This is a genomic window from Hydrogenophaga sp. RAC07, from assembly GCF_001713375.1.
Lineage (GTDB): Bacteria > Pseudomonadota > Gammaproteobacteria > Burkholderiales > Burkholderiaceae_C > Hydrogenophaga.
Genome location: NZ_CP016449.1, coordinates 3,475,023 through 3,497,723 on the forward strand (window position 1 = coordinate 3,475,023; position 22,701 = coordinate 3,497,723).

A 22,701-nucleotide genomic window follows, 5' to 3' on the forward strand; every position below is an offset into this window, starting at 1 on the left:
CAAGAAAATAGTAACAAGCCAGTGACGTTCTGTTACTTTCTACGGCCCGTTTCTCGACAGACCTATTTTTTTCCGACAGACCTCATTTTTCGGGTTCACAGTTGAACCCGAAAAATGAGGTCTGTCGGATTGCCCCGAGGGGAGAGAGTCAAAGAAAAATGCGGAAAAACCTGTCGGGCTAACCACCGAAAAGCACGCCGGAAGTTCGCTGAAGAATAGAGCTGTCGAGAAATGTAACCGCCTCTTCCTTTACGGCATATTCGTATGCTGCGCGGGGCTTGCAAGCGCTCAAAACCCGCAGTAACGTATGTCACAAGTGGGCGGACATCACCTCGATTCCCGCCCTGTTGGTTGCTCTCCGAAGGCTGCTGCGCAGCTTGAACCGCAACGTTCTTGTGGAGAGCAGCATGGAAACAGCACGTCCGGAATCCGACATTCCCTCCAGGGCCCAAGCCCTGTTCCCCGAAGCCGAGTTCAAGCTCCGGCACCCCCTCTTCCAGGCCATGCCGTACCCGCTAGGTGCGGACCTGCGCCTGCTGGAACTGGAAAAGTTTGTCTTGAAGTCCTTGGACCCGGACACCAGCGAGACGCTGCGTCACGCATCGATTCGCTATGTGGGCCGATGGCTCCACGACAACTCTTTTGATGTGGGAAGGGAGACCCTCCTGACGGATTTCTTCCTGCTTCATGAACGCACACCCTGGTCAGTCGACAAGATGCACGCTTTCGCCACCGCCTACCTCACGGCAAACGGCATTCGCATCGAAAGAAGGCGGGAAACAGGTTCGGAGCAGCGAGCGTTCAAGCTGGTGCAGGGTCAACGAACGCTTGCCATTGGCGAAACATTGGGTGACCCCTTCGCCTGGTGCATGAAGCGGTTCTCGGACTTCGCCGAGACGTACCCTTGGACAGAAGGAGTGACGCTGGGGACCTCGGCCTGTTTCAAGGCAGCCGATATGCTGTTCATGTACGTGCAGCATGGACTTCACCCCAACGGGGAGTGGTCTCTGATGGGCCGCAAGAGGTTCATGCAGACGGAGGGCTACACCGTCTGGACCGCACTCTCCTTGGCGCTGACCCGCACAGACCGGGCCGAGCAGTTGCCCTCTCGCCGAGAATCGCTAGAACGCGGCATGCACGATGTGGTGCTTGGTCAAATTGAAAATGCTTTCACACCTGCCCCTGCTGCACCAAAGTGCGGGGAGCTCGTGCGGGACCCGGAAGGCTCCGACCTGTGCTTCAAGCATGCAGCAGACAGCTCGGACCCCAAGGCACCAGTCTTGACCGTGGTCCGCGGTCAGGTTCCCCCTGCCGCCGATCCCGGTGACCGCCAGACGTTGGAGCGCTTCAAGCCGCTGGAGTCGCCTCTGCCGGTGGCCCTCATGCCCTCGGTCGCTCAGCTCGAGGAAAGCCGATCAAGGCTGGTGCGCGAATTCCCATGGGCAAGAATTGCCATCCACATCATCTTCAGCGAGCTCATCACGCGGAGAAGCTTTGGCTCGCTGGTGTTTCACTTGCGCCCTGTGCTCCTGCTCGGACCTCCCGGCATCGGCAAGACGCGGTTCGCCAGGCGGTTTGCCGAAGAGATGGCCCTGGGCTTTCGGGCGATCGGCCTTGCCGGCATGTCCGACGTCCGCTCACTCACCGGTACCGCGCGGGGGTGGTCCACTGGCCAACCCTCTGTCTTGCTGGAGCCGCTGCTGAACAACAAATCGGCATCGAGCTTGGTGCTGCTTGATGAGATCGAAAAGGCAGTCGACGGTGGAAGCAAGACCCCATCCGCCGCCGACTTCCTGTTGGGCTTGCTCGAGCCAGAGAACGCGCGCAGCTGGTTCGATTCGTTCCTGCAGACGGAATGCGACCTTTCGCGTCTGGTGTTCATTGCCACGGCCAACTCGCTAGCTGGTCTGTCTGCGCCGCTGCTTTCCCGGGTCACGGTGCTGGATTTCGGGCGACCGACACCTGAGGACATCCGTGGCGTCGTTCCGTTCGCGTTGCAGGACATCGCTAAGGATTGGGAGCTGCCGAAGGACGTGTTCGATGCAGTGGTTCCACCCGCGGACATCGATGTGCCCAACATGCGCGACCTCAAGGTGTGGCTGACGTGGTACCTAGCGCAGTGGGCAGAAGAGCACTTGCGCGCTGGGCGGCAACACTGATGCGATGCAGACCATGCGTTCAGACTGCCACAGGGAATCACGGTTCGCTGAGAAAAGCAGCAGGAAGAAACTCCAACGGCGCCATCGCTTTTCCGGCAGGATTCAAAACAGCTCCTGCACCGATGGCTGACATGCTGATCTTTCTAGATACCGAATTCACCGACTTCATCGACATCGACTTGATCTCGATCGGGCTGGTGAGTGAGGACGGCGGAGCAACCTTCTACGCTGAGAGAAACGACTATCGGCGAGAGGCAGCAAGTGATTTTGTTCGAGAAGCCGTGCTGCCTCATCTGGGGCAGCAGCCAGAAAACTCCTGCTCACGCGAGGAGCTGACACGCCGTCTATACGAGTGGCTACATGGGTTCCCGGGTACGGTGCAAATCGCTTGTGACTCGACACATGATCGAGACTTGCTGTGGGATGCGCTTGAAAATGGGCTCCCAACCAACCTGGATCCCAAAGTGCTCAAAATGGCCTGACAATCTGAGGAGCGCGCCTTCAGCGAGGCCGTATGCCGATATCACGGACAACCCGGTCGCCCGCGCCATCACGCACTTCACGATGCACATGCTCTTCGCGACGGATGGTTGGCAGTCAACGCATGGGGTGGGTACCCCCTAGATGGGTAGCGACCTACGATGACGATGGCTAGACTTCCCCAACCGGCCACTTCCAGTCGTCCGATCGTCCTTTGAATCGCTACGCTCAGGACAGATCCTTAAGAGCAGCGGTCATCGGCCGACGGCCCTTTGAAGCTGTCAGTCTCAAAATCGGTCGCTCGCAGCTTTGCGGTGCTTGGGTCCGCAACTTGTCGACGACCGACAAGCGCGTGGTGCCGATTTCTTGGCTCAGCACCCGGCCGTCCACCGCCTGGCGCGTCCCCCACGGCGGGTCGACCACCTGAGATGAGGTCGGGGCCATCGGATACCGGGGCGGGTCCGGCTGCGTACGGAGCATGATCAGGTCGCGCGTAGTGCGACCTAGCTGCTGGCCGGCACCGAGACATATTCGGGTCAACCATCCAGATCGGAAGGTTGGCGAACTCGATGCGCATCCCCTCTGCCGTTACGTTGGCGGTGTCGACCCCGCCGAAGCATCCGCCCTGGCCGACGTCGCCGATAGGCAACGCGGCCCCACAGCGCGCTCATGTTCGTTGGCGCACAGACCACCGTTCGCCTATGGCTGAAATTCAAGCGCTCCACTGTTGCCCCGGAGGCGTGGCGTCCAGCGGGTGCAGGGCGCAACGACGGTGTTCGCGCCGGCGGGCGTGCAGTGTCAAACGCTTTCACGAGGAGTTGTCATGAAGAACTTGCTGACCAGGGTTGCTGGGACCCTGCTCCTGGGACCGAGCGGCCTGGCCTCTGCGCAGAGCGGTCACATGATGAACGGCGGCATGGGCGGCGCTGGCTGGATGGGTGGCTACTGGGGACCTGTTTTGCTGATCGTCGTGGTCGGCCTCGTGGCCTGGATCGTCATGCGGGGACGCAAGTGACAAGGGCCTTTTTAGATGCCGATGCTCCGCCGGCACCGCCATCCGATGGCTGGCGCGCAACCCCCTCCACTTCCAGATTTTCATTGGTCCGCCCCGGACCTTCACCCCACCAGGAGTTCACCATGAATGCAATCCGTACCTTTGCTGCGCTGTCCCTCGCTGCCCTTGCCACCGCCTGTGCCAGCCTGGGTGCCACTGATGCCGCGCCCGCGACAGGCATGGCGCCCGGCATGTCCCATGGGGGCGCACCCAAGCCCATGGCCGCCATGGAGCCGCGGATGAAGGCAATGAAGGACATGCACCAGAAGATGATGGCCGCCAAGAGCCCGGCAGAACGTCAGGCCTTGATGGCTGACCACATGAAGTCCATGCAGGACGGCATGGCGATGATGAAGGAGAAGCACGGTGGCATGCAGGGCATGGGCGGAATGGATCACAGCAAAGGCATGCCCGCTGCCATGGCCCAGCGCCATCAGATGATGACGGAGCACATGGCCATGATGCAGATGATGATGGACATGATGGTTCAGCGCATGCCGGCTTCGCCGGCCACCCAGTGAGGGCCGGCGCCATGAGCAGCATGTCCGTCACCCCCGACGTTGCCGCGACTTCGAGCTACGGCTTTCAGTGTGTCTTGCCCCGGCAGGACTTCACCCAGGCAGTGACTCAGGTGACCGAGGCGCTCAAGACCGAAGGCTTCGGCATCCTCACCGAGATCGACGTCCAGGCGACGATGAAGGTCAAACTCGGCATCGATGGCCGCCCGTACCGCATCCTGGGCGCCTGCAATCCGCCCCTGGCGCACCGCGCGCTCACGGCGGAGCCGGACATCGGTTTGCTGCTGCCCTGCAACGTGGTCGTTCGCGAGGAGGTGGACGGCCAACTCGTTGTCGCCTTCATGGACCCGGTTGCGGTGTTGCAGATGACCAGCAACCCGGAAGTCGCTGCCGTGGCGAAAGAGGTTCGCGCCCGACTCGAACGTGTGCGATCGACGCTGATGATTGCGGGTCCGGCCTAAGCGGCGGCCCACGATGTCGTGATGGGATCCGAAGGCCTGGCGACGGCGCGGGCCGTCGGGCAGCGCCTGGGTATCGACGAGGTGCATGGTGAGGTCAGCGTCTATGTTGACCACATGCGAACGACTGCTGTTACTTTCGCTAGCTCTCTCGGCGACGTGAGCGGAGGTCAAGTTTAAAAGTAGATCGGTCGCACGCTGAGAAAACCACGATGGGTTCCTTTGGGCCCTGAAGAGACATTTGCTGCCCTTGTTACGTCGCCCTGAAGCGGCCGTTCGGACCGGCTCGCAGGTAGCCCCCGGGGGGCCCCGCACCGCAGGGCACACATTGGCAGCCGGCACTGAGGGCGATTGAGGCGGGTGGCGCGCCAGCCGCGGCCTTGCTGGTGACGGCCAGGCACGCCGCTTGCCACTCTTCTGCACTTCGGGACAACGCCTCGATGCTGGAGCCGTGCCATGGCTCTTGATGGTGATCAAGAGGAGCCAGGCGCGTGACAGGTCAACACCGTGCATCCGGACAAGTCCGCGATTTCGTTCCAACAAGAGGTCAACCCCATGAATATGAATCATCTGCGATCGGGCACAGGCAAGCCGCTGTTGCTCATCCACGGGCTGGGCGGCAGCGCCCGATCCTGGTCCACCATCTGGAAACCACTGGCTGCACGCCACGACGTCATTGCCGTCGACTTGCCTGGCTTCGGCGCCACGCCGCCCCTGCGCGGTGAAACTTCAATTCGCTCGCTGTGCGATGCAGTCACTTCGTTCATCGACACGCAGGGCCTGCGCGGCGTGGACGCGGTTGGCAGCTCGATGGGTGCCCGGCTCGTGCTCGAGTTGGCGCGCCGCGGCGGCGTATTGGGGTCTGTCGTTTCCCTTGATCCCGGAGGCTTCTGGCGCGGCTGGGAGCGCCACGCTTTCTTCTCCTCAATCTGGCTCTCGATTCGCGCCGTGCGCATGTTGCAGCCGCTCATGCCGGCCATCGCCGGCAACAAGGTTGCACGCACCATGCTGCTGGCGCAGTTTTCCAGAAGGCCTTGGGCGCTCGATCCCGCCGTCGTCCTTGACGAAATGCGCAGCTATGCACTCGCACTCTCCTTTGACGAGTTGCTGCATCGACTGGCTTATGGCGAAGAACAAGAAGGCGCTCCCCGCGGCAGCATCGATGCACCACTCGTGATCGGCTGGGGCCGCCAGGACAAGGTCTGTCTCCCACGCCAGGCGAAGCGGGCACTGTCCCTGTTTCCAGACGCGCAAATGCACTGGTTCGAACGATGCGGCCACTTCCCGCATTGGGATGCTCCGCATGAAACCACGCAGCTCATTCTCAACACGTTCTCACGGCGCGTGCCTTCGTCAACGGCTGTGACGTCGGGTTAGGCCCTCCGCATTGCCGTCGCCGACAAAGGCAGGTACGAACGAGCAGCGCATCCGTTGCGCGCCTGGCGGTCGTCACACCATGAGCGTTGCTGCCGCCGCAGCGCTGCTCGACGTCGCGTTCCCTGTTTAATCACAGCCAACGACAGAGACTTTGACATGACGCCCTCTACCCCCCCGCCACGCCGCTTCGCGATGATCCGCGGCTTTCATCTGGCCGACTTCATCACACTGGGCAATGCCGCCTGCGGCGTGTTGTCGGTGTTCCTGGCGATGATGTACATGGCCAGCGGCTCGCTCATGCACTTTCTGCTGTCGGCCGCAATGACACCGCTGGCCTTCGTCTTCGATGTCTTCGACGGCAAGGTGGCGCGCTGGCGCCACCAGCACTCGTCGCTGGGCCGCGAACTCGATTCGCTGGCCGACGTCATTTCCTTCGGCGTCGGCCCGGCAGCGCTGGGCTTTGCCGCGGGGCTGCAGAGCGGTTGGGACATCGTCATCCTGTGCTACTTCGTCTGCTGCGGCGTCAGCCGCTTGGCGCGCTTCAACGTCACGGCCGAACAACTGACCACCGACTCGGGCAAAGTGGCCTACTTTGAAGGCACGCCGATCCCCACCAGTGTGATCCTCACTGCCGTGCTGTCATGGGCCGCCTGGCAGGGTGCGCTGGGTGCGCAACTGTGGGGCGGAGTTTGGCAACTCGGGCCCTGGCAGCTGCATCCCATGAGCCTGCTGTTCGCGCTGTCGGGCACGGCCATGATCAGCAAGACCCTGCGAATCCCCAAGTTCTGAAGGAGGCAGGCCATGCAACGTTCGATCATGGACATGGCACCGATGATCTCGACGGCGATACGGCATGCCATCGACCACCACGGCAAGACCGAAGTGGTGGCGCTCCTGAGAGGAACCGTTCTGGTGACCAGTTTGAGGTTGCATCCAGCACGACGTCGATGAGACGCGATGCCGGAAAGCTGCCGGTTGCCACCGGCAGCAACTGGCCGATTCCCGAAGTTTAGCTTTTGAGTCCTTGAGTATTAAGCCATCAAGTTGGCATAGTCGATCAACAATGGCCAGACAGCGTCAGCTCATCTTCGACGAAATCTTGCTATCGCACCACCTGTGCGAGCGCGCTTACCGTGGTTCCGTTCTTGTCGTTGTAGGCGTCGATGATGGCCTTGGCCAGCTTCTTTGTATCGACTTCGTGATCAGCCGGCATAAGTTCGTTGTCCTTCAAGCCGATTGCAGAAGAATAGAAAAAGTTGATCTTGTCGAGATCGGCCCCCGCGGCCGAAAGGCGTGCTTGGCCGATCAGCTTGAGACAGCCCTCGGCCAGCCGAAGGTAGTGTCGATCGGGATCGTTCAACCACCCCTCAAGCGTGCGATCACCGACACTGTTGAGCAGATTTGCTGTTGATTCATTTCCAAAGCTGGGCCATTGGGGGTGCAGCGTAATTCTTGGACTGGTTTCAGTTGATTAGGCCCAGACTTTCGCGGTACTCGATGGGGCTGAGGGAACCCAACGAGATCTTGATCCGTTTTTCGTTGTACCAGAGGATGTACTCGTGCACCGCTTGGATGAACACCTCGATGGTGGTCGACTTCCAATCCCGCGGGTAGAACATCTCATTCTTCAGGCGCCCAAAGAAACCTTCGCAGGCCGCGTTGTCCGGTGAGCACCCCTTACGCGACATCGACCGCGTCAGGTTCGCACTGTGCATCCGATCAAGCCAGCCTGGCCAGCGGTAATGGGCGCCACGGTCGGAGTGAATGATCGGCTTGCTGTCACACGATTGCACCGTGTCAATGGCCGCATCGAGCATCGTGTTCACCAACTCGGAGTCCGGTCGGGTCCCAAGCGTCCAGCTCACCACCATGCCGTCGAAGCAGTCGATCACAGGCGAGAGGTAAACCTTTCCCGCCGGGATCTGGAACTCCGTAATGTCGGTGAGCCACTTCTCATTCGGTGTCGTCGCCTGGAAGTCACGATTGAGGAGGTTGTCTGGCGCAGGGCTGATCTCTCCGAGGTAGGACCCGTATCGACGCTTTTTGCGCGCGGGAACACTCAAGCCCTCCTGCTTCATCAGGCGCTGCACAACTTTCTCCGACAAGTGCAACTGGCGTCTGCCCAGCGCCGCACGCATGCGCCGGTAACCATAGCTGCGGTGGTTGCTCTGAAACACATCGGCAGCGGCAACGCGGGCGTCAGCGTACTTGTCAGGCCTTTGCTGGCGGGCGCAGTGGTAGAAGTAGGAACTGCGAGCCAGGCCAAGTTCGCCGAGTAGCTCTGTGAGCGAGTAGATGGGCTTCAGGGCGTCAACCAGCAGGGTCTTCTCCCGATTGCTCAGGATCTGAGGGTTGACGCCCAGGCCTTTTTTTAACAGTTCATTGAACCGCCCCGGGTTTGAACTGACCCCCAGAAGTTGGACGAACTTCAAGGGGTTCCATGAAGAAGTATCAAACAGAGTTCAAGCTGGAAGTCGTCAAGAGCTTTCTGGCTGGCGAAGGTGGGGCGAAGTTGCTGGCGCGGCGGTGGTCGTTGCCCGAGGAGAAGGTCCGCACTTGGGTGAGCCACTACCGCCTGCACGGCATCGACGGGCTGCGTCCTAAACGCAGCGCGTACAGTGCTCAGTTCAAGCTGCAGGTGCTGTCCCATCAGGACCGCGAACAGCTTTCAAGCCGCCAAGTGGCGGCGGTTTACGACATTCGCAATCCAAACCAGGTGGTGGTCTGGCGACGCAAACTCGATGAGGGCGGCGTGGAGGCTCTTGGAAGCGGGAAGCAAGGACGCCCCAATATGAAGCCAGAACAACGCTGCCCAGCGCCGCCAGGTCCGGTCATGACAGATTCGGCGCAGACCCTGCGTGAAGAGAACACGCGACTGCGCGCGGAGGTGGCGTACCTAAAAAAATTGCAAGCCTTGATCCGGGCGAAGAGATCAGCTGTGCCGACAAAGCGCGTCTGATTACCGGGTTGAGGCGTCACCACAAACTGGCGGACCTGTTGCAGGTAGCAGGCCTTGCCCGCAGCACCTTCTACTACCAATGCCAAGCGATCCTGCGTAGCGAACAGCAGAGCGACATGGAGGTCAAGATCCGCACCATCTATGACGAGCACAAAGGACGCTATGGCTATAGACGAATCACGGCAGCGCTATGCCGTTCGCTGGCGGAGCCCGTCAACCACAAGTGCGTGCAGCGCCTGATGCAAAAGATGGGACTGCGCGCGTTGATTCGGGCGAAGAAGAGCTTTCGGCATGTCTCAAGCATGAGCGATGTGAACGTGCCCAATGTCCTGCAGCGCGACTTCTTCGCGGAGGCTCCGAATCAGAAGTGGGTGACTGATGTGACTGAGTTCAACGTGCATGGGCAGAAGCTCTATCTGTCGGCCTGCATGGACCTCTACAACGGTGAGATCATCGCGCACCGCATGGCGAGGCGGCCTGTGTTCGACCTGGTGTCTGACACGCTTCGGGAAGCCCTGGACCGGTCAGCATGTGCCTCTGAACTGATTGTGCATTCGGATCAAGGTTGGCACGGCGGATTCAACTGGTCGTCGCAACACCTTCAACCAGGAGGTGTGTATGGGGCGACCCGCAGGATGGATGAAGCAATTGACAGGGAGAGACGCGATGCGCTCCCCGGGGGCTCCTGCACTTCGGCGAGAGGTCGAGCGCCAGTTCTGGGTACAGATTGCAACCGGAATCACCAGTGAGAGGGCAGCCGAGGCGGTAGGCGTATCGCAGGCGGTGGGCTCGCGCTGGTTCCGGCATCGTGGCGGCATGCCATTGTTCATGTCGAAACCTGTATCTGGAAGATATCTGTCGTTCGCGGAGCGAGAAGAGATTGGACTTCTGCGAGCTCAAGATGTCAGCGTGCGGGAGATCGCTCGTCGTATTGGTCGAAGCCCCTCAACTGTTTCGCGGGAGTTGACGCGCAACGCTGCGACCCGCAGTGGCAAGCTCGAGTACCGGGCCTCAGTAGCGCAGTGGAAGTCGGATCTGGTCGCCAGAAGGCCCAAGCCTGCCAAGCTTGTGACGAATCAGCGTTTGCGCGTCTATGTCCAAGACCGTCTGGATGGCAAGATCCGCGATGCCCAAGGACGGGAGGTGGCTGGACCTCGACAGGCTCCTTTCATCGGCCGCAACAAGCCTCATCGTGGTGACCGCAAATGGGTCAATGGCTGGTCGCCAGAGCAGATTGCAAACCGCCTGCAGGTCGACTTCCCGGATGATCCGTCCATGCGCATCTCTCACGAAGCCATCTACCAAGCGCTCTATATCCAGGGCAGAGGCGCCCTCAAGCGTGAGCTTGTGAGCTACCTGCGTACGGGGCGTGCTTTGCGCACACCCCGGGCCAGGTCCCAAGCCAAGGCATGGGCACATGTCAGTGAAGAGGTGATGATCTCCAGCCGCCCTGCTGAGATAGAAGATCGTGCGGTACCCGGTCACTGGGAAGGGGACCTGATCATCGGCCTGGACAGGTCGGCCATTGGCACGCTGGTGGAACGGTCAAGCCGTTTCACCATGCTCGTGCACCTGCCGCGCGAGGAAGGCTATGGACTGATTCCTCGAACAAAGAATGGTCCTGCGCTGGCAGGTTACGGAGCCATAACCATGGCCAACGCCCTCAAGAGAACAGTGACCAAGCTGCCTACCCAGCTATGGCAGTCATTGACTTGGGATCGTGGCAAGGAGCTATCCGACCATGCACGGTTCACCATCGAGTCCGGGGTGAAGGTCTTCTTTGCCGATCCTCGCAGTCCATGGCAGCGCGGTACGAACGAAAACACAAACGGGCTGCTGCGCCAATACTTCCCCAAAGGCACCGACCTGTCTCGCTGGAGCGAGCAAGAGATTCAAGCCGTGGCACTGACCTTGAACAACAGGCCACGCAAGACGTTGGGTTGGAAGACTCCGGCGGAAGCGCTCAATGACTACCTAAAATCGGCTGACCAACCCGGTGTTGCGACGACCGGTTGAATCCGCCCACTACAAGATGCAGCCGTACCGCGCGATGCTTGCGCATCACGGAGTCAAACAGAGCATGAGTCGCAGAGGGAACTGCTTTGACAACGCGGTGATCGAGAGCTTCTTCGGCACCCTCAAGGCCGAGTACTACCATCTTGAGATGCATGACGGCATCGCGGCACTCGAAGCGGGCGTGCATGACTACATCCATTACTACAACCACGAGCGCATCAAGCTCGGATTGCAAGGACTCAGCCCGGTGGAATACCGGCTGAGAAACACCGCCTGATTGGCGGGATCGCAACCGTCCAACTTCTGGAGGTCAGTTCAAACCCGGGGCGGTTCACATTGGCCTTCTTCAAGATGTCATGTTCAAGCTGAAGACGGTGAATGCTCTGTTGAAGCGACTCGACTTGGCGCTGCAGTTCAGCAGCATCCGGCACTGGCGGTGAATTGTTTTGACGTTTCATGGATGCGGGCACCTCGCGGCCGAGCAACTGGTTTTTCCAGTTGTACAGCGTAGGCCGACACACCGCCAGCTTCTGGGCGATTTCTTGTGCGCTGGTCTTGCGGGTGCAGAGCTCAATCACCGCTGCACTTTTAATCGCGTCCGGGTACAGCATGTTCGGTGCCCGGCCCACCATGCGGTAGCGAACCTCGGGGTGCAGCTCATCAATCCACTTGGTCAGTAACTCCCGACCGGGATATCCCAATGCCCGCATGGTCGAAGCAATGCACCGATCGTGATCAAGGTAGTGCTTGACCGCCGCATGCTTCTGCTGATCGGAATACTTCTGTCCTGATCGCGAATACCCGACTCGCAGGTTCTCGCTACGCTCGTACTCCCGGTACCAGCCAATGAGGGAGTTCTTGGTCGGATAGCCCAACTGGCGGATGGTCGCCCTGAGGCGCTTGCCAAGCTTGATGTAGAGCTTGACGGCTCGGATTCGCTCTTCGTAGGAATACATGAACTACCTCCAGGTAGTCCAAGTTTTTAGCCGCATCCCCGCTGGCTCAGTTGTGCTGATGAATCAACACTCGGGCTTCGAGGGTTCCGAAAATCCTGGAGCGTCTGGCCCTTGGCAAGCGAGAGGCGGAATCGCAGATTACAGCTTGACTTGCACAGCAAGAGTGGTCACCCGCCCAAGCCTTAGGAACTCCGTTTGGCAGTTTCCGTCTAGTTGCGCCTTAGGCTGAAAAGGCGTTTTGCAGCGAAAGCCGTCCTTTGTGAGCGAACCTCCAGTGCGCGATGTCGACCTCCATTGACTCGTGCAGACAGCTGCCGTTTGCCTAGTTGAACGTCCGATGTCGGGGGAGGTGCTGACGTTCGAATTAGGTCTGAACTTCTCGATCGATGGTTTAGTTGAAGCGTCCTGGCCTCACCTGAGCAGCAATGTGGGCACCGCAGCCGAGCGCAGCAAGTCGGTTGTCTTGCTCCCCACGAACAGGCTGCGCCATGGCGAATGGCTGTAGGCACCCATGACCAAGAGGTCGCATTGCTGCGACTTCACCGCCTCGGAAATCACGGTCTCTGGCTCACCCAGGTGGACCTCCGTCGAGACCTGGAAGCCCGCCGCCTCCAGCACCTTGCGGGCCTCCTCGATCTGCTTCGGCCCCTGGATTTGCGGCTTCCCCGCCAACAGAAGGTGGACGGGTAGACCCCTGAGCAGCGGACTTCCGGCAATCATCTTGATGCCCTGGCGGGTCACGCTGGAGCCATCAAACGCGTACAAGACACGGCTGGGTTCACGGAACTCATCCGGCACGGCCAGCACCGGCTTGTTCACCGAGCGGACCACCCACTCCAGGTTGCGCCCCAGGTCTCGTTGGCTGGCCTGCGCGGAAGCGCCGCGACGGCCCAGCACGAACAGGCGAACATCGCCCTGAAGCTCCGCCAGCGTCGTCTCGAGTTCCCCATGGCGCTGGCGCACAGCCACTACGGCTGGCACACCGACAGCACGCTGCGCTATTTACCCGACGGCAGTGCGCTGCGCACAGACATCTCGGCCACCCTGTTCCTGAGCGATCCCGCCAGCTACGACGGTGGTGAGCTGCACATCGAAGACACGCACGGCAACCAGCACATCAAGCTGGCCGCCGGCAGCCTCGTGATTTACCCGTCGGGCTCGATCCACGAGGTCAAGCCGGTCACACGCGGCGAGCACGCCTGCTACCTGTTCATGCAGAGCGTGGTGAAAGACACCGAATGCCGGCGCCAGCTGCACGAGATGGACCAGGCCTTGATGGACCTGCGCCAGCGATGCGGCGAAACCGACCCGGCGCTGGTGCGCCTCACCGGGCTCTACAACAACCTGCTAAGGCGCTGGTCAGAGTGCTGAGAGAGCGGGCTTCAGTATGGATCAGCGTTGGCACTTAGAAGTGCCGCGTCAGCTCGACGCCAGCGGAGACCGAGCGGCCGAGACCGGATTCGAAGAAGCGGCTGTTGCCGTCGTTGACGATCACCGAGCCTGCGTGCTTCTTGTCGGTGAGGTTGTCGATGCGCACGAACTCGCGCCAGGTCCAGGCGCCGGTGGTTTGTTCGAAGCGGGCGCCGATACCGAAAAGGGTGTGACTTTCGGCCAGCGCGGTGGTGCGGTTGTTGGCGTCGTTGGCGAACACGCTGCCGGTGTGCCGCGCTTCCAGCGTGAACACACCTCCGATGCCAGATGCGAAGGCCGGAGCCCAAGCCAGCTGCGAGAAGAACTGGTGTTCTGGAAGACCTGGCATGCGGTTGCCGGCGGGGATGCTGGCGGTGCCACTGCCGTAGCGCGCACGCAGGTAGGTGTAGGCACCGGTCAGCGTGACATTGCCCATGCCGTACTCGGCCGACAGCTCAAGACCTTGGCGCTTTGTGCTGCCGCCATTGGTGAAGGTCGCACGGCCGTCGATGGTGCCCGCCGAGACGATCTCGTCGCGGGTGCGGATGTCGAACAGCGTTGCGTTCCACAGACCTGCTGCGTTGCGGCCCCGCAGACCAATCTCGGTGCTGGTGCTGCGTGAAGCGTTGAGGTCTGTGTTGAGGCCTGCGCCGCCGTCGCTGCGATACGCGGCTTCGTTGAGCGTGGGGGTTTCCAGACCGCGCCCCGTGGAGGCAAACGCCTGCAATTGAGGGGCAAGCTGCCAGCGCACGCCCACGACCGGCAAGTAACCGTTGAAGCTCACGCCACCGCTCTGGTCTCCATTGGTCAGAAACGCATCGGAAGACGCGTAGCGCGCGTTGACGCGCCGCAATCCACCTTCCAGTGTCCAGTCTGCCTTCTGCCACGAAGCGCGCACGTAGGGGTCCAGCGTTGTGGCTTGGTTGGTCTCCTCGCGGCGCAATGTTCCCCGCACACCGACCGTGCCGCCCACGAAGTTCTCATAGCCTCGACGCAGGTCGGTCTGCCTCTCGCCAGCCAGTCCGGCGCTCAGGTCGAGTTGCCCGCCCTGCCATTCGCGTTGCAGGCGCCAGCGCGCGTTGAAACCCCAGTAGTCCCGGTCCAGATCGATCACGCCGCCCGAACTGCCGGCGGCGCCCTGGACGCCGGGCGGGATCGACTGGAACTGGATCACCCGACGTTGCCCGGCATAACCCATCAGCTCGACCTTGTGACCGTTGCCCAGTGCTTGATCCCAGGCCAGTCCGGCTTGCGTTTGAGAGACCGATTTGCGGGTGTTGAACTGGATCGCCTGTGGCGTTGTCAGCGGAGTACCAGCGTCCAACTGGGTTCGGCTGAGGCCCTGCGGGTCGAGTGCAAATGCGCTCTGCCGGTTGAACACGAGCGTGGTCCGCCCGCCGTCATGGGCGCGCGAGAGCTTGGCGTTGGCTGTGCTGCGGTGCGCCGCCGACTGTGGACGTGCACCGTCGGTGGCGAACTTGCCCACGTCCAGCGTGTACGACCAGCCGGGGGCTTCTGCGGTACCCGTCTGGCCAGTGGCTTGTGTCGACAGGCGCCACAGACCGTTGGCACCGAGTGCCGCGCCCACGCGCAGTTCACCGGGGCGGGTGCCGTTCTGCGTGTAGGCCAGGATGGCCCCACCGCTGGAGGCACCGTACAGCGCGGCGAACGGTCCCCGCACGACCTCGATGCGGTCGGCGCTGCCCAGCGGGAAGTTGGCCGCCTGGCCCGACCCGTCGGGCGCACTCGCCGGGATGCCGTCGACAAACAGGCGCACGCCGCGCACACCGAAGGTGGAGCGCGCGCCGAAGCCGCGGATGGAGACCTGCAGGTCCTGCGCGTAGTTTTCGCGGTTGCGGATCACCAGACCCGGCACGCGCGCAAGACCTTCGGAGAGGTTGATCTGAAGCTGGCCGGCGCGCAATTCGGTGCCGTCGACCACGTCCACCGTGGCGGCGCCGCGCCAGCGTTGCTCGGCCGAGCCGCTGCCGGTGATGACCACCGGTGCGAGCGATCCGCCGTCGGACTCGGGCGGTGCGGGGTTGGTCTGGGCGTGCAGCAGCGCGGGCAACGCGGCCAACGGAAAAAGTGCCAGGGTACGGATGTGCATGGTGGGGCGGGGTCCGGGGTGTCAGGGCGCTTGCACGCTGATCTGCAGTGACGAATACCAGGCGGCGAGGTCTTCGATCTCGGCGTCGGTCAGGGGTTTGGCGATCACGCCCATCACTTCGTGTGGGCGTTTGCCACTGCGGTAGTTTTTGAGCTGTTCGACCAGGTAGATGGCGGGCTGGCCCGCGAGGTGAGGCGCGTTGGGCATCATGGACATGCCGGTCGGGCCGTGGCAAACCGCGCAGGCCGCGTTGGCCTTGGTGCGGCCGGCCACGGGGTCGGCGGCGTGCGCGGCGCCCACGCTCAGCACGGCGGCGATCAGGAGGGAAATTCGCATGGGAAGGGAGTCCGTTCAAACGTGAAAGGGCGCCAGACGACCCGCGCGGGTCGCCTGGCGCCAGGGACCGGGCCAGGTCCTGCTGGTTGGCCCGATCAGTTCGCCGAGTAGGTGACGCGGTAGATCGCGCCGACGTAGTCGTCGGAGATCAGCAGCGAGCCGTCCTTCATGGGCGCCACGTCCACCGGGCGGCCTTTGTAGACGCCGTTGCCGTCCAGCCAGCCCTCGGCAAACACCTCGGACTTGCCGGCCGTGCCGTTGGCGTTGAGCGGAATGAAGTTGATCAGCGCGCCGGTGGCCTGGCTGCGGTTCCACGAGCCGTGCGAGGCCACGAAGATGCCGCCCTGGTACTTGGCCGGGAACTGCTTGCCGTTGTAGAAGGTCATGCCCAACTGCGCCTGGTGGGCAGGGAACTCCACCTGCGGGAACACGGCGTTGGCAGGCTCCTTCATGTCCTTGAGGTCGGGCGCGGCGGGTGAACCGGCCACCTTGTACTTGCCGTTCCAGTAGGGGTAGCCGAAGTGTTCCCCGACCTTGGTGGAACGGTTGAGCTCACCCGGCGGCACGTCATCGCCCAGGCCATCGGTCTGGTTGTCCGTCCACCACACCGTCTTGTCCTTGGGGTTGATGTCCATGCCGACCGAGTTGCGCATGCCGCGCGAGAACACCTCGCGCTTGGAGCCGTCGAACGCGTTCATGCGCACGATGCCGCCGATGCCCAGCTTGTCGTACAGGTCGACCTTGCCCGCGGGCTGCACGTTGTGCGGCTGGCCCAGGGTCACATACAGCATGCCGTCGTCGGCCACGCGGCAGGTGCGCGCGCCATGGTTGAACGACTCCTCTTCCACCGGGATCAGGCCGCCCTGCGGCACCACCTCGATCACCGCCACGTCCGGGCCCTCGTAGAAGAACTCGGCGGCGGGGAAGTTGAGCACGCGGTTGTGTTCGACCACGACCAGGAAACCATCCTTGGTCCAGCACACGCCGTTGGGCACCTTGAAGTTGAGCGACGGCGCGAAAGGTTTGACCTCGTCGGCCGCACCGTCGCCGTTGCGGTCGGTCACGGCCCACACGCGGGTCTTGCGGGTGCCCACGAAGAGCATGTTGGTGCTGGGGGCCACCGCCATGTGGCGCGCGTCGGGGACGACGGCGTAGAGCTCGATCTTGAAGCCCGGGGGCAGCTTCACGGCCTTGAGGTTGGCGCGGATCGCATCGGCGTTCTTGCCTTCCTGCGGGACCGGTGGAATGTTCAGGTCGACGCCTGAGACCTTCATCTGCTTGAGCGTGGCCAGGTTGTCCTTGCCGGCCTGGGCCAGCGCGCTGGTGGCCAGGCCGCAGGCCATCAAGGCCAGCAACAGTTTCTTGCTTTTCATATGTCTCCTCTGTGTGATTTAAATCTCGAAAGTAACGTTTCGAGAAAATCATTCTCAAGGGAAACCGGGGCGCTTTGCAATTCCCAAAGTTGGTGGGGGATTTGACTGTTGCACAGATCGAACCTGTCGAAGACCGTGCTATTCGCATGGGCGCGTGAATGTGTTCAGGTGTGCTCAAGAAGCCTCTTCCTGCTCTTCTGGTCGGACGATAACGACTTGAATCTGCCGCGGTTCAGATTGGTTTCGCGTGTGTAGGGCACGCCTCGGTTGAATCCTGGCACAGCGCTCTCATGGCCACTCCCCTCAATCTGACTACCAACTGGAAAACGTCAGTGTCAACAAATTGTGACACTGTGGTAGCCCTCTATAGACAGATGTCTTTGATTCAATACACTTTTACAAAAGATTCTCAGGACCTCTCTTTCCATGACCAAGACCAAGTCAGTCACCCCAGAAGATTCCGCTCTTTTCCTCGGCAACCAGCTGTGCTTTGCGCTGTATGCCGCGTCCTTGGCCATGAGCAAGACCTACCGGCCGCTGTTGGCGCCCCTGGGTCTCACCTTCCCTCAGTACGTCGTCATGATGGCGCTCTGGGAACACAAACAACTCACGGCCGGCGCATTGGCACAAACAGTGGCACTGGACGCCGGCACATTGGTCCCACTGGTGCGCAAGCTGGTCGCCCAGGGTCTTCTGCAGCGGGAACGCAGCGTGGAAGACGAACGCTCGGTGATCATTTCCCTCACACCCGCAGGCAAAGCTCTCCAGAAGCGTGCCCATGCCGTCTATGCCCAGGCCGCATGCGCAACGCAGTGCTCGCTCCAGCAACGCAAAGCGTTGACCGCTCAGCTCCAGGTATTGCGTGCGGCGCTGACCCAATCCCCCTGAAGAGCAAGGCGCGCAGCGCGTTCCGAGCTCAAAGCTGTTTCCACCCCCGCAACCCCCACCAACCCAGGAGCTTTCATGAAACTGATGGACTATGGCCTCAAGCCAATCGACTTCCAGAACCCCCCTCAAGCCGCATCCGCCCACCCCTCGCGCCGTGGTTTCGTCATGACCTCTCTCGCATCGGGTTTCGCCCTGGCATCCAATCCGGTGCTGGCCCAGGCCATCGTCACCGATAGCAAGGGCCTGGTGGCTGGCGAGGTCAGCGTACCTGTGGCCGACGGCAAGATGCCCGCCTACCGGGCCATGCCCGCAGGACCTGGCAAGTTCCCGGTGATCCTCGTGGTGCAGGAAATCTTTGGCGTGCACGAGCACATCAAAGACATGTGCCGGCGTTATGCCAAGCAGGGCTACTACGCCATTGCACCGGAAATGTTCGCACGCCAAGGCGACGTGTCGAAGATGACCGACATTCCGACGATCCTCTCGCAGGTGGTCTCCAAAGTGCCCGACGCCCAGGTGTGCGCCGACCTCGATGCCACCCTGGCCTTCGCGCGCGCCAGCGGCAAAGCCGACGCCCAGCGCACGGGGCTGGTGGGTTACTGCTGGGGTGGCCGCACGGCATGGGTCTACGCGCGGCACAACAGCAAGCTGAATGCGGCCGTGGCGTATTACGGGCTGCTGGAGGGCCTGAAGGCGCCCGAGCTGCGCCCTGAAGACCCGATCGATTTTGCCGATCAGATCAAGGTGCCGGTGCTGGGCCTGTATTCCGGCATCGACGCCTTCGTCAAGCAGGAGACCATCGCCAAGATGCGAGGCCTGATCAACAAAGGCGGCAGCGGCTCTGAGATCGTGGTGTTTCCGAACGTCGACCACGGCTTCAACGCCGACTACCGCCCCAGCTACGACAAGTCCGCTGCCACCTACGCCCAGAAGCTGGCCAACGACTGGCTGAAAAAGTACCGGGTCTGAAAACCCATTTGACGCTCGTGCAAACAAACCCAGCACAGGAGACTTCCATGAAACACGTTCTTCGCACGATTCAACCCGTCCTTCCCATGTTGGCTGCTGCGACAGTCGCGGCATGGGCACTGCCTTCAGCAGCGCAGGTTGACCCCAACACCATGGTCAATGCGTTTGAGACTGCTGGTGGCAAGTTTGAAGGCTTTCGCCGATCGGGTGCCAAGGGTGTGTGCGCGGCGGGCGAATTCGTGGGCAGCGCTCAAGGTCGCGCCCTGTCGGTTGCGTCCGCTTTCAGCGGCAAGCCAGTGCCAGTGACCGTTCGGTTCTCAATGGGCGGTGGCAATCCCAAGGCGCCCGACAACGCCAGAAGCCAGCGCAACATGGCGGTCGAGTTTGACTTGCCCAACGGGGAGCGCTGGCAAATGGGTAACATTTCTGCGCCCATTTTTGGTGCCGCTACCCCGCAACAAATGCTGGCCCGCCTGGAGTCGCTGGCGCCTGACGCTGAGACCAAGAAGCCCAACCCTGAGAAGGTAAAAGCTTTTGCCGATGCCAACCCCGAAGTGTTGATGCAGGGCAAGTATTTCGCTGGTCAACCAGTGCCTGCCAGTTTTGCCAAGGTCAACTACTGGGGTGTGCACGCCTTTGGTTTCGTCGATTCCGCGGGCAAAAAACAGTTCGGCAAATGGATTTTTGAACCTGTTGATGGCACGCAATCTTTGACAGACGAAGAAGCCAAGGCCAAAGGTTCGGATTTCCTGATTGAGGACATTCGACAGCGCGTCAAAGCGGGTGAGGTGGCCTTTGATTTCAATCTTCAGCTGGCACAGACCGGTGACAAGATCGACAGTGCCGTCACACCGCTGCCGGACGATCGAAAAAAGGTCACCCTTGGCAGACTGGTCATAAAAACGGTGTCTGCCGATTCGACTGGACCGTGCGTGACTGTGAACTACAACCCGATGGTCTTGCCCAAAGGTATCGAACCTTCAGCAGACCCCATGCTCGCTGCCCGTGCTGCACCCTACGCCGTGTCCTTGGGACGGCGATTGGTGGAAGGTGCTAAACAGTGACGCGCCTGAACACTGGTGAAAAACCAGCGAATCAACGCAGGAACCGAACTCAGGAGCGCATGTCTGCCGCTCCCTCAACAGGCTTTCTGTTCAAGGCAAATGTGAACTCCGTCACGTCGCAAAGTTAAAGGCAGCTCCTGAGATCTGCCACTTGAATCTGATGGATACGGCAAAGCGTATCCAGACGGTCAGGCAACACCGTCCCTTCACCGGGAATCCCGTCAACACCCTCGCTTCACTCACCATGCCCGTCCTGAAAACCTACCCCTTCTCCACGGCAGCGCGCCTGCTGCCCCTGGCCGCAGCCGCCGCGTTACTGACCACCGTTCCCGCGCACGCCGACACCGGCAAACTGCTGCTCACCGGCGGTGTGAGCAGCGTCGAAGGCGCTGCTGGTGGCGGCATCTCGCCGTGGGCCGTGATTGGCAGCCAGGCCACCGAAGGCGAAGTGGGCGTGTCGGCTTACGCCAGCCGCGCCGTGACCCGGGACTACGGTCTCAATGCGTATGGCGTGGCTGTGGGCATCCACGACCGCGTCGAACTCTCGTTGGGTCACCAGAACTTCGACACCGGTGTCACCGGCACGATGCTGGGGCTGCCGGGCCTGCACCTGAAGCAGGACATCGTGGGCGCCAAGCTGCGCGTGGCCGGCGACGCCGTGCTCGACAGCGACAGCCTGATGCCGCAGATCGCCGTGGGCGTGCAGTTCAAGCACCTGCAGTCGTCGGGTCTGGACGGCACGCTCAGCGCACTCGGCGCCAAACGCAGCGGCACCGACGTGTATGTGAGCGCCACCAAACTTTTTCTGGCGCAAGGCATCCTGGTCAACGGCACGCTGCGCGCCACGCAGGCCAACCAGGGCGGCCTGCTCGGCTTTGGCGCCACGCTGGGCGGCGCGGACAACGGCTACGAACTGCAGCCGGAAATTTCGGTGGCGTACCTGATCAACAGCAAGCTCGCTGTGGGTGTTGAATACCGCGCCATGCCCAACAAGTTGCAGCGCGCCGGCCAGGCCGCCGGTCTGGGCGACGGCCTGCGCGCCGACGACTGGAAGGACATCTTCATCGCGTATGCGCCGAGCAAGAACGTGTCCATCACCGCCGCCTACGTGGACCTGGGCCGCATCGTGCCGGCCACCACCAGCGGGCGCAAACAGACCGGCGTGTACGTCTCGGCCCAGATCGCGTTCTGAACCCTTCACTTTCGAGTCTCACCATGAAACACCTCATCACCGCCACCGCCCTCACCCTGTTCGCCCTGGCCAGCGGCGCCACGCTCGCCCAGTCCATGAAACCCGCGCCGTCTGCCGCCAGCGCTTACCCGGTGACACCCGCCGCCGGTCTGTACCAGGCCTTTGGCGAAGAAGCCGGCATCCGCAGCCTCATGGACGACTTCGTGGTTCGCCTCAAGGCCGATCCGCGCATTGGTCACCAGTTCACGGACACCAACCTGAACAACCTCGCCAAGTCGCTGAGCGACCAGCTCTGCCAGCTCTCCGGTGGCCCCTGCGTCTACAAGGGCCCCGACATGAAGACCGCACACGCCGACCGGGACACCACCCGCGCCCAGTTCAACGCGCTGGTGGAGGTGCTGCAGCAATCCATGGACGCGCGCGGCATTCCGTTCACCCGCCAGAACCAGATGCTGGCCCTGCTGGCCCCGATGCACCGCGACGTGATCACCGTTCGCTGAACCACCGACCAGTCCCGACCATGACACGCTCGCTCACCACCGCCTGGCTGATCGCCGCCTTGCTTCCCCTGGCCGCCCAGGCCGCCACCGTGCAGGTGACGGTGCTCGGGCGCGACGGCAAACCGCTGGCCGACGCGGTGGTGGTCATCGAACCGGGCGCAGGCGCCAAGCCGGCCGCACCGGCACCGGTCTCCACCGTCATCAACCAGCAGAAGATGCAGTTCTTGCCGGGTACTGTGGTGCTGCCGGTGGGCTCCAAAGTGACCTTCACCAACCAGGACTCGTGGGAACACCATGTGCGGGGCACCCCCGCCGGCCTGGCCTCGCTGAATGCGGGCACGCAGCCCGGATTCGAACTGAGACTGGACGGAAAAGCAGACGGCAAGGAGCCGTCCAGCGCCGACGTAACGCTGACCAAGGCCGGCGCATTCCAGTTGGGCTGCCACTTGCATGGCTCCATGCGCGGCTTCATCTTCGTGGCCGATTCCCCATGGACACTGCAGACCGACGCCAACGGCATGGCCACGGTGCAAGGCGTTCCCGAGGGCGCGGCCAAAGTGCGCGTGGTCCATGCCGACCAGCTCATCGAAGGGCCTCCCATGGCCGTCAACATCACGCCGGTCACGGCGTTGAACCTGCCCACGCAGGTGCAACCACGGCGGCGTCGGCCGTGAATGTGACGCGCACCACTCACAATAACGAACGAAGAAACGCAGTCTGTAGGGAAATCATTTCATTTCCGTTAAATGCGTTCCGCGCTTCCTAACTAGTCGTCCCTGAAGAATCCCCGGAGGCCGCATAAACACTGGACTTTCGGGTGATTGCCGATGGCCGAGACTCCCAGTTTGAATTCCAATAGGGGCAAACTTCTGGGAGTTCTGC

General features: G+C 61.8%; 23 protein-coding genes and 3 pseudogenes. 19 read left to right on the forward strand and 7 right to left on the reverse strand.

Translation table 11 applies throughout. The annotated features are described in order from the left end of the window. The first annotated feature begins 407 nt into the window (after positions 1-407). From BSY239_RS16305 to BSY239_RS22515, 8 genes are all read left to right on the forward strand, one after another. Positions 408-2,159: an AAA family ATPase gene (locus BSY239_RS16305; protein WP_156775512.1), complete on the forward strand. Its 1,752-nt coding sequence runs from the start codon at positions 408-410 to the stop codon at positions 2,157-2,159. Between the two features lie 122 nt (positions 2,160-2,281). Continuing rightward, positions 2,282-2,641 carry a 3'-5' exoribonuclease gene (locus BSY239_RS16310; protein ID WP_236944089.1) on the forward strand — a complete coding sequence of 120 codons (360 nt, stop codon included), beginning with the start codon at positions 2,282-2,284 and terminating at the stop codon, positions 2,639-2,641. Positions 2,642-3,462: 821 nt separating this feature from the next. Next, positions 3,463-3,654 (forward strand): hypothetical protein, encoded by a 192-nt coding sequence (locus BSY239_RS16315; RefSeq protein ID WP_069047719.1) that lies wholly within the window; start codon positions 3,463-3,465, stop codon positions 3,652-3,654. Between the two features lie 122 nt (positions 3,655-3,776). Further along, a complete protein-coding gene (locus tag BSY239_RS16320) occupies positions 3,777-4,214 on the forward strand; it encodes a hypothetical protein (RefSeq protein ID WP_069047720.1) in 438 nt (145 codons plus the stop codon). An 11-nt stretch (positions 4,215-4,225) separates the two neighbouring features. Continuing rightward, complete coding sequence (locus tag BSY239_RS16325) at positions 4,226-4,672, forward strand: DUF302 domain-containing protein (protein ID WP_083240208.1); 447 nt, start codon at positions 4,226-4,228, stop codon at positions 4,670-4,672. Between the two features lie 552 nt (positions 4,673-5,224). Beyond that, positions 5,225-6,046, forward strand: a complete 822-nt coding sequence (locus BSY239_RS16330; RefSeq protein WP_069047721.1) for an alpha/beta fold hydrolase — start codon at positions 5,225-5,227, stop codon at positions 6,044-6,046. Between the two features lie 156 nt (positions 6,047-6,202). Beyond that, positions 6,203-6,835: a CDP-alcohol phosphatidyltransferase family protein gene (locus BSY239_RS16335; protein WP_069047722.1), complete on the forward strand. Its 633-nt coding sequence runs from the start codon at positions 6,203-6,205 to the stop codon at positions 6,833-6,835. Positions 6,836-6,847: 12 nt separating this feature from the next. Continuing rightward, positions 6,848-6,997 carry a hypothetical protein gene (locus BSY239_RS22515; RefSeq protein ID WP_156775514.1) on the forward strand — a complete coding sequence of 50 codons (150 nt, stop codon included), beginning with the start codon at positions 6,848-6,850 and terminating at the stop codon, positions 6,995-6,997. 151 nt (positions 6,998-7,148) lie between these two features. Here the strand turns inward: BSY239_RS22515 and BSY239_RS16340 are convergent, their stop codons facing one another. Together BSY239_RS16340 and BSY239_RS16345 are read right to left on the reverse strand one after the other, a co-directional pair. Next, entirely contained in the window at positions 7,149-7,406 is a 258-nt protein-coding gene (locus tag BSY239_RS16340) for a hypothetical protein (RefSeq protein ID WP_069047723.1), read from the reverse strand. Positions 7,407-7,509: 103 nt separating this feature from the next. Further along, a pseudogene (locus tag BSY239_RS16345) lies at positions 7,510-8,430 on the reverse strand (IS3 family transposase); the annotation flags it as partial. Between the two features lie 56 nt (positions 8,431-8,486). Here BSY239_RS16345 and BSY239_RS16350 point away from each other — a divergent pair. The 4 genes and pseudogenes from BSY239_RS16350 to BSY239_RS16365 all read left to right on the forward strand — a co-directional run. Then, on the forward strand, positions 8,487-9,005 hold the full coding sequence (locus BSY239_RS16350; RefSeq protein WP_069047724.1) for a helix-turn-helix domain-containing protein: 519 nt from the start codon (positions 8,487-8,489) through the stop codon (positions 9,003-9,005). A gap of 38 nt (positions 9,006-9,043) precedes the next feature. Beyond that, positions 9,044-9,754, forward strand: a complete 711-nt coding sequence (locus BSY239_RS16355) for an IS3 family transposase (RefSeq protein WP_236944208.1) — start codon at positions 9,044-9,046, stop codon at positions 9,752-9,754. Then, a complete protein-coding gene (locus BSY239_RS16360; RefSeq protein WP_083239850.1) occupies positions 9,645-11,021 on the forward strand; it encodes an IS30 family transposase in 1,377 nt (458 codons plus the stop codon). Before BSY239_RS16355 ends, BSY239_RS16360 begins: the two co-directional genes overlap by 110 nt. Before the next feature lie 10 nt (positions 11,022-11,031). Further along, positions 11,032-11,298: pseudogene (locus BSY239_RS16365) on the forward strand (IS3 family transposase); the annotation flags it as partial. Positions 11,299-11,356: 58 nt separating this feature from the next. Here the strand turns inward: BSY239_RS16365 and BSY239_RS22175 are convergent. Then, positions 11,357-11,977 (reverse strand): annotated as a pseudogene (locus BSY239_RS22175) (transposase); the annotation flags it as partial. Positions 11,978-12,388: 411 nt separating this feature from the next. Beyond that, on the reverse strand, positions 12,389-12,940 hold the full coding sequence (locus tag BSY239_RS16375; protein ID WP_069047728.1) for a universal stress protein: 552 nt from the start codon (positions 12,938-12,940) through the stop codon (positions 12,389-12,391). On the opposite strand from BSY239_RS16375, the gene BSY239_RS16380 reads away from it, so the two are divergent. Then, entirely contained in the window at positions 12,926-13,348 is a 423-nt protein-coding gene (locus BSY239_RS16380; RefSeq protein WP_083240024.1) for a Fe2+-dependent dioxygenase, read from the forward strand. The two genes, BSY239_RS16375 and BSY239_RS16380, sit on opposite strands and share 15 nt — an antisense overlap. Positions 13,349-13,382: 34 nt before the next feature. On the opposite strand, the gene BSY239_RS16385 is transcribed toward BSY239_RS16380, so the two are convergent. From BSY239_RS16385 to BSY239_RS16395, 3 genes are all read right to left on the reverse strand, one after another. After that, on the reverse strand, positions 13,383-15,497 hold the full coding sequence (locus BSY239_RS16385) for a TonB-dependent receptor family protein (RefSeq protein WP_069047729.1): 2,115 nt from the start codon (positions 15,495-15,497) through the stop codon (positions 13,383-13,385). A 21-nt stretch (positions 15,498-15,518) separates the two neighbouring features. Continuing rightward, the gene (locus BSY239_RS16390) at positions 15,519-15,833 is read right to left on the reverse strand and encodes a c-type cytochrome (protein WP_069045213.1); all 315 of its coding nucleotides are present in this window, start codon (positions 15,831-15,833) and stop codon (positions 15,519-15,521) included. Between the two features lie 95 nt (positions 15,834-15,928). Next, positions 15,929-17,206 carry a PQQ-dependent sugar dehydrogenase gene (locus BSY239_RS16395; RefSeq protein ID WP_069047730.1) on the reverse strand — a complete coding sequence of 426 codons (1,278 nt, stop codon included), beginning with the start codon at positions 17,204-17,206 and terminating at the stop codon, positions 15,929-15,931. Between the two features lie 426 nt (positions 17,207-17,632). Here BSY239_RS16395 and BSY239_RS16400 point away from each other — a divergent pair, with 426 nt between their 5' ends. From BSY239_RS16400 to BSY239_RS16425, 6 genes are all read left to right on the forward strand, one after another. After that, positions 17,633-18,094, forward strand: a complete 462-nt coding sequence (locus BSY239_RS16400) for a MarR family winged helix-turn-helix transcriptional regulator (protein ID WP_069047731.1) — start codon at positions 17,633-17,635, stop codon at positions 18,092-18,094. A gap of 75 nt (positions 18,095-18,169) precedes the next feature. Then, positions 18,170-19,063 (forward strand): dienelactone hydrolase family protein, encoded by an 894-nt coding sequence (locus tag BSY239_RS16405; RefSeq protein ID WP_083240025.1) that lies wholly within the window; start codon positions 18,170-18,172, stop codon positions 19,061-19,063. Positions 19,064-19,110: 47 nt separating this feature from the next. Beyond that, positions 19,111-20,127: a catalase family peroxidase gene (locus tag BSY239_RS16410; protein WP_069047732.1), complete on the forward strand. Its 1,017-nt coding sequence runs from the start codon at positions 19,111-19,113 to the stop codon at positions 20,125-20,127. Positions 20,128-20,371: 244 nt separating this feature from the next. Continuing rightward, on the forward strand, positions 20,372-21,319 hold the full coding sequence (locus tag BSY239_RS16415; RefSeq protein ID WP_069047733.1) for a DUF3034 family protein: 948 nt from the start codon (positions 20,372-20,374) through the stop codon (positions 21,317-21,319). A 23-nt stretch (positions 21,320-21,342) separates the two neighbouring features. Continuing rightward, positions 21,343-21,819 carry a group I truncated hemoglobin gene (locus BSY239_RS16420; RefSeq protein WP_069047734.1) on the forward strand — a complete coding sequence of 159 codons (477 nt, stop codon included), beginning with the start codon at positions 21,343-21,345 and terminating at the stop codon, positions 21,817-21,819. Between the two features lie 20 nt (positions 21,820-21,839). Beyond that, a complete protein-coding gene (locus BSY239_RS16425; protein WP_069047735.1) occupies positions 21,840-22,493 on the forward strand; it encodes a cupredoxin domain-containing protein in 654 nt (217 codons plus the stop codon). Positions 22,494-22,701: the final 208 nt, after the last annotated feature.

Bases quoted from the DNA above. Each gene is read 5' to 3' on its own strand.
- BSY239_RS16425 (WP_069047735.1), top strand. From the start codon at position 21,840: ATGACACGCTCGCTCACCACCGCCTGGCTGATCGCCGCCTTGCTTCCC.
- BSY239_RS16335 (WP_069047722.1), top strand. From the start codon at position 6,203: ATGACGCCCTCTACCCCCCCGCCACGCCGCTTCGCGATGATCCGCGGC.
- BSY239_RS16415 (WP_069047733.1), top strand. From the start codon at position 20,372: ATGCCCGTCCTGAAAACCTACCCCTTCTCCACGGCAGCGCGCCTGCTG.
- BSY239_RS16405 (WP_083240025.1), top strand. From the start codon at position 18,170: ATGAAACTGATGGACTATGGCCTCAAGCCAATCGACTTCCAGAACCCC.
- BSY239_RS16400 (WP_069047731.1), top strand. From the start codon at position 17,633: ATGACCAAGACCAAGTCAGTCACCCCAGAAGATTCCGCTCTTTTCCTC.
- BSY239_RS16420 (WP_069047734.1), top strand. From the start codon at position 21,343: ATGAAACACCTCATCACCGCCACCGCCCTCACCCTGTTCGCCCTGGCC.
- BSY239_RS16410 (WP_069047732.1), top strand. From the start codon at position 19,111: ATGAAACACGTTCTTCGCACGATTCAACCCGTCCTTCCCATGTTGGCT.
- BSY239_RS16390 (WP_069045213.1), bottom strand. From the start codon at position 15,833: ATGCGAATTTCCCTCCTGATCGCCGCCGTGCTGAGCGTGGGCGCCGCG.
- BSY239_RS16310 (WP_236944089.1), top strand. From the start codon at position 2,282: ATGGCTGACATGCTGATCTTTCTAGATACCGAATTCACCGACTTCATC.
- BSY239_RS22515 (WP_156775514.1), top strand. From the start codon at position 6,848: ATGCAACGTTCGATCATGGACATGGCACCGATGATCTCGACGGCGATA.
- BSY239_RS16325 (WP_083240208.1), top strand. From the start codon at position 4,226: ATGAGCAGCATGTCCGTCACCCCCGACGTTGCCGCGACTTCGAGCTAC.
- BSY239_RS16395 (WP_069047730.1), bottom strand. From the start codon at position 17,206: ATGAAAAGCAAGAAACTGTTGCTGGCCTTGATGGCCTGCGGCCTGGCC.
- BSY239_RS16330 (WP_069047721.1), top strand. From the start codon at position 5,225: ATGAATATGAATCATCTGCGATCGGGCACAGGCAAGCCGCTGTTGCTC.
- BSY239_RS16350 (WP_069047724.1), top strand. From the start codon at position 8,487: ATGAAGAAGTATCAAACAGAGTTCAAGCTGGAAGTCGTCAAGAGCTTT.
- BSY239_RS16360 (WP_083239850.1), top strand. From the start codon at position 9,645: ATGAAGCAATTGACAGGGAGAGACGCGATGCGCTCCCCGGGGGCTCCT.
- BSY239_RS16380 (WP_083240024.1), top strand. From the start codon at position 12,926: ATGGCGCTGGCGCACAGCCACTACGGCTGGCACACCGACAGCACGCTG.
- BSY239_RS16315 (WP_069047719.1), top strand. From the start codon at position 3,463: ATGAAGAACTTGCTGACCAGGGTTGCTGGGACCCTGCTCCTGGGACCG.
- BSY239_RS16320 (WP_069047720.1), top strand. From the start codon at position 3,777: ATGAATGCAATCCGTACCTTTGCTGCGCTGTCCCTCGCTGCCCTTGCC.
- BSY239_RS16305 (WP_156775512.1), top strand. From the start codon at position 408: ATGGAAACAGCACGTCCGGAATCCGACATTCCCTCCAGGGCCCAAGCC.
- BSY239_RS16385 (WP_069047729.1), bottom strand. From the start codon at position 15,497: ATGCACATCCGTACCCTGGCACTTTTTCCGTTGGCCGCGTTGCCCGCG.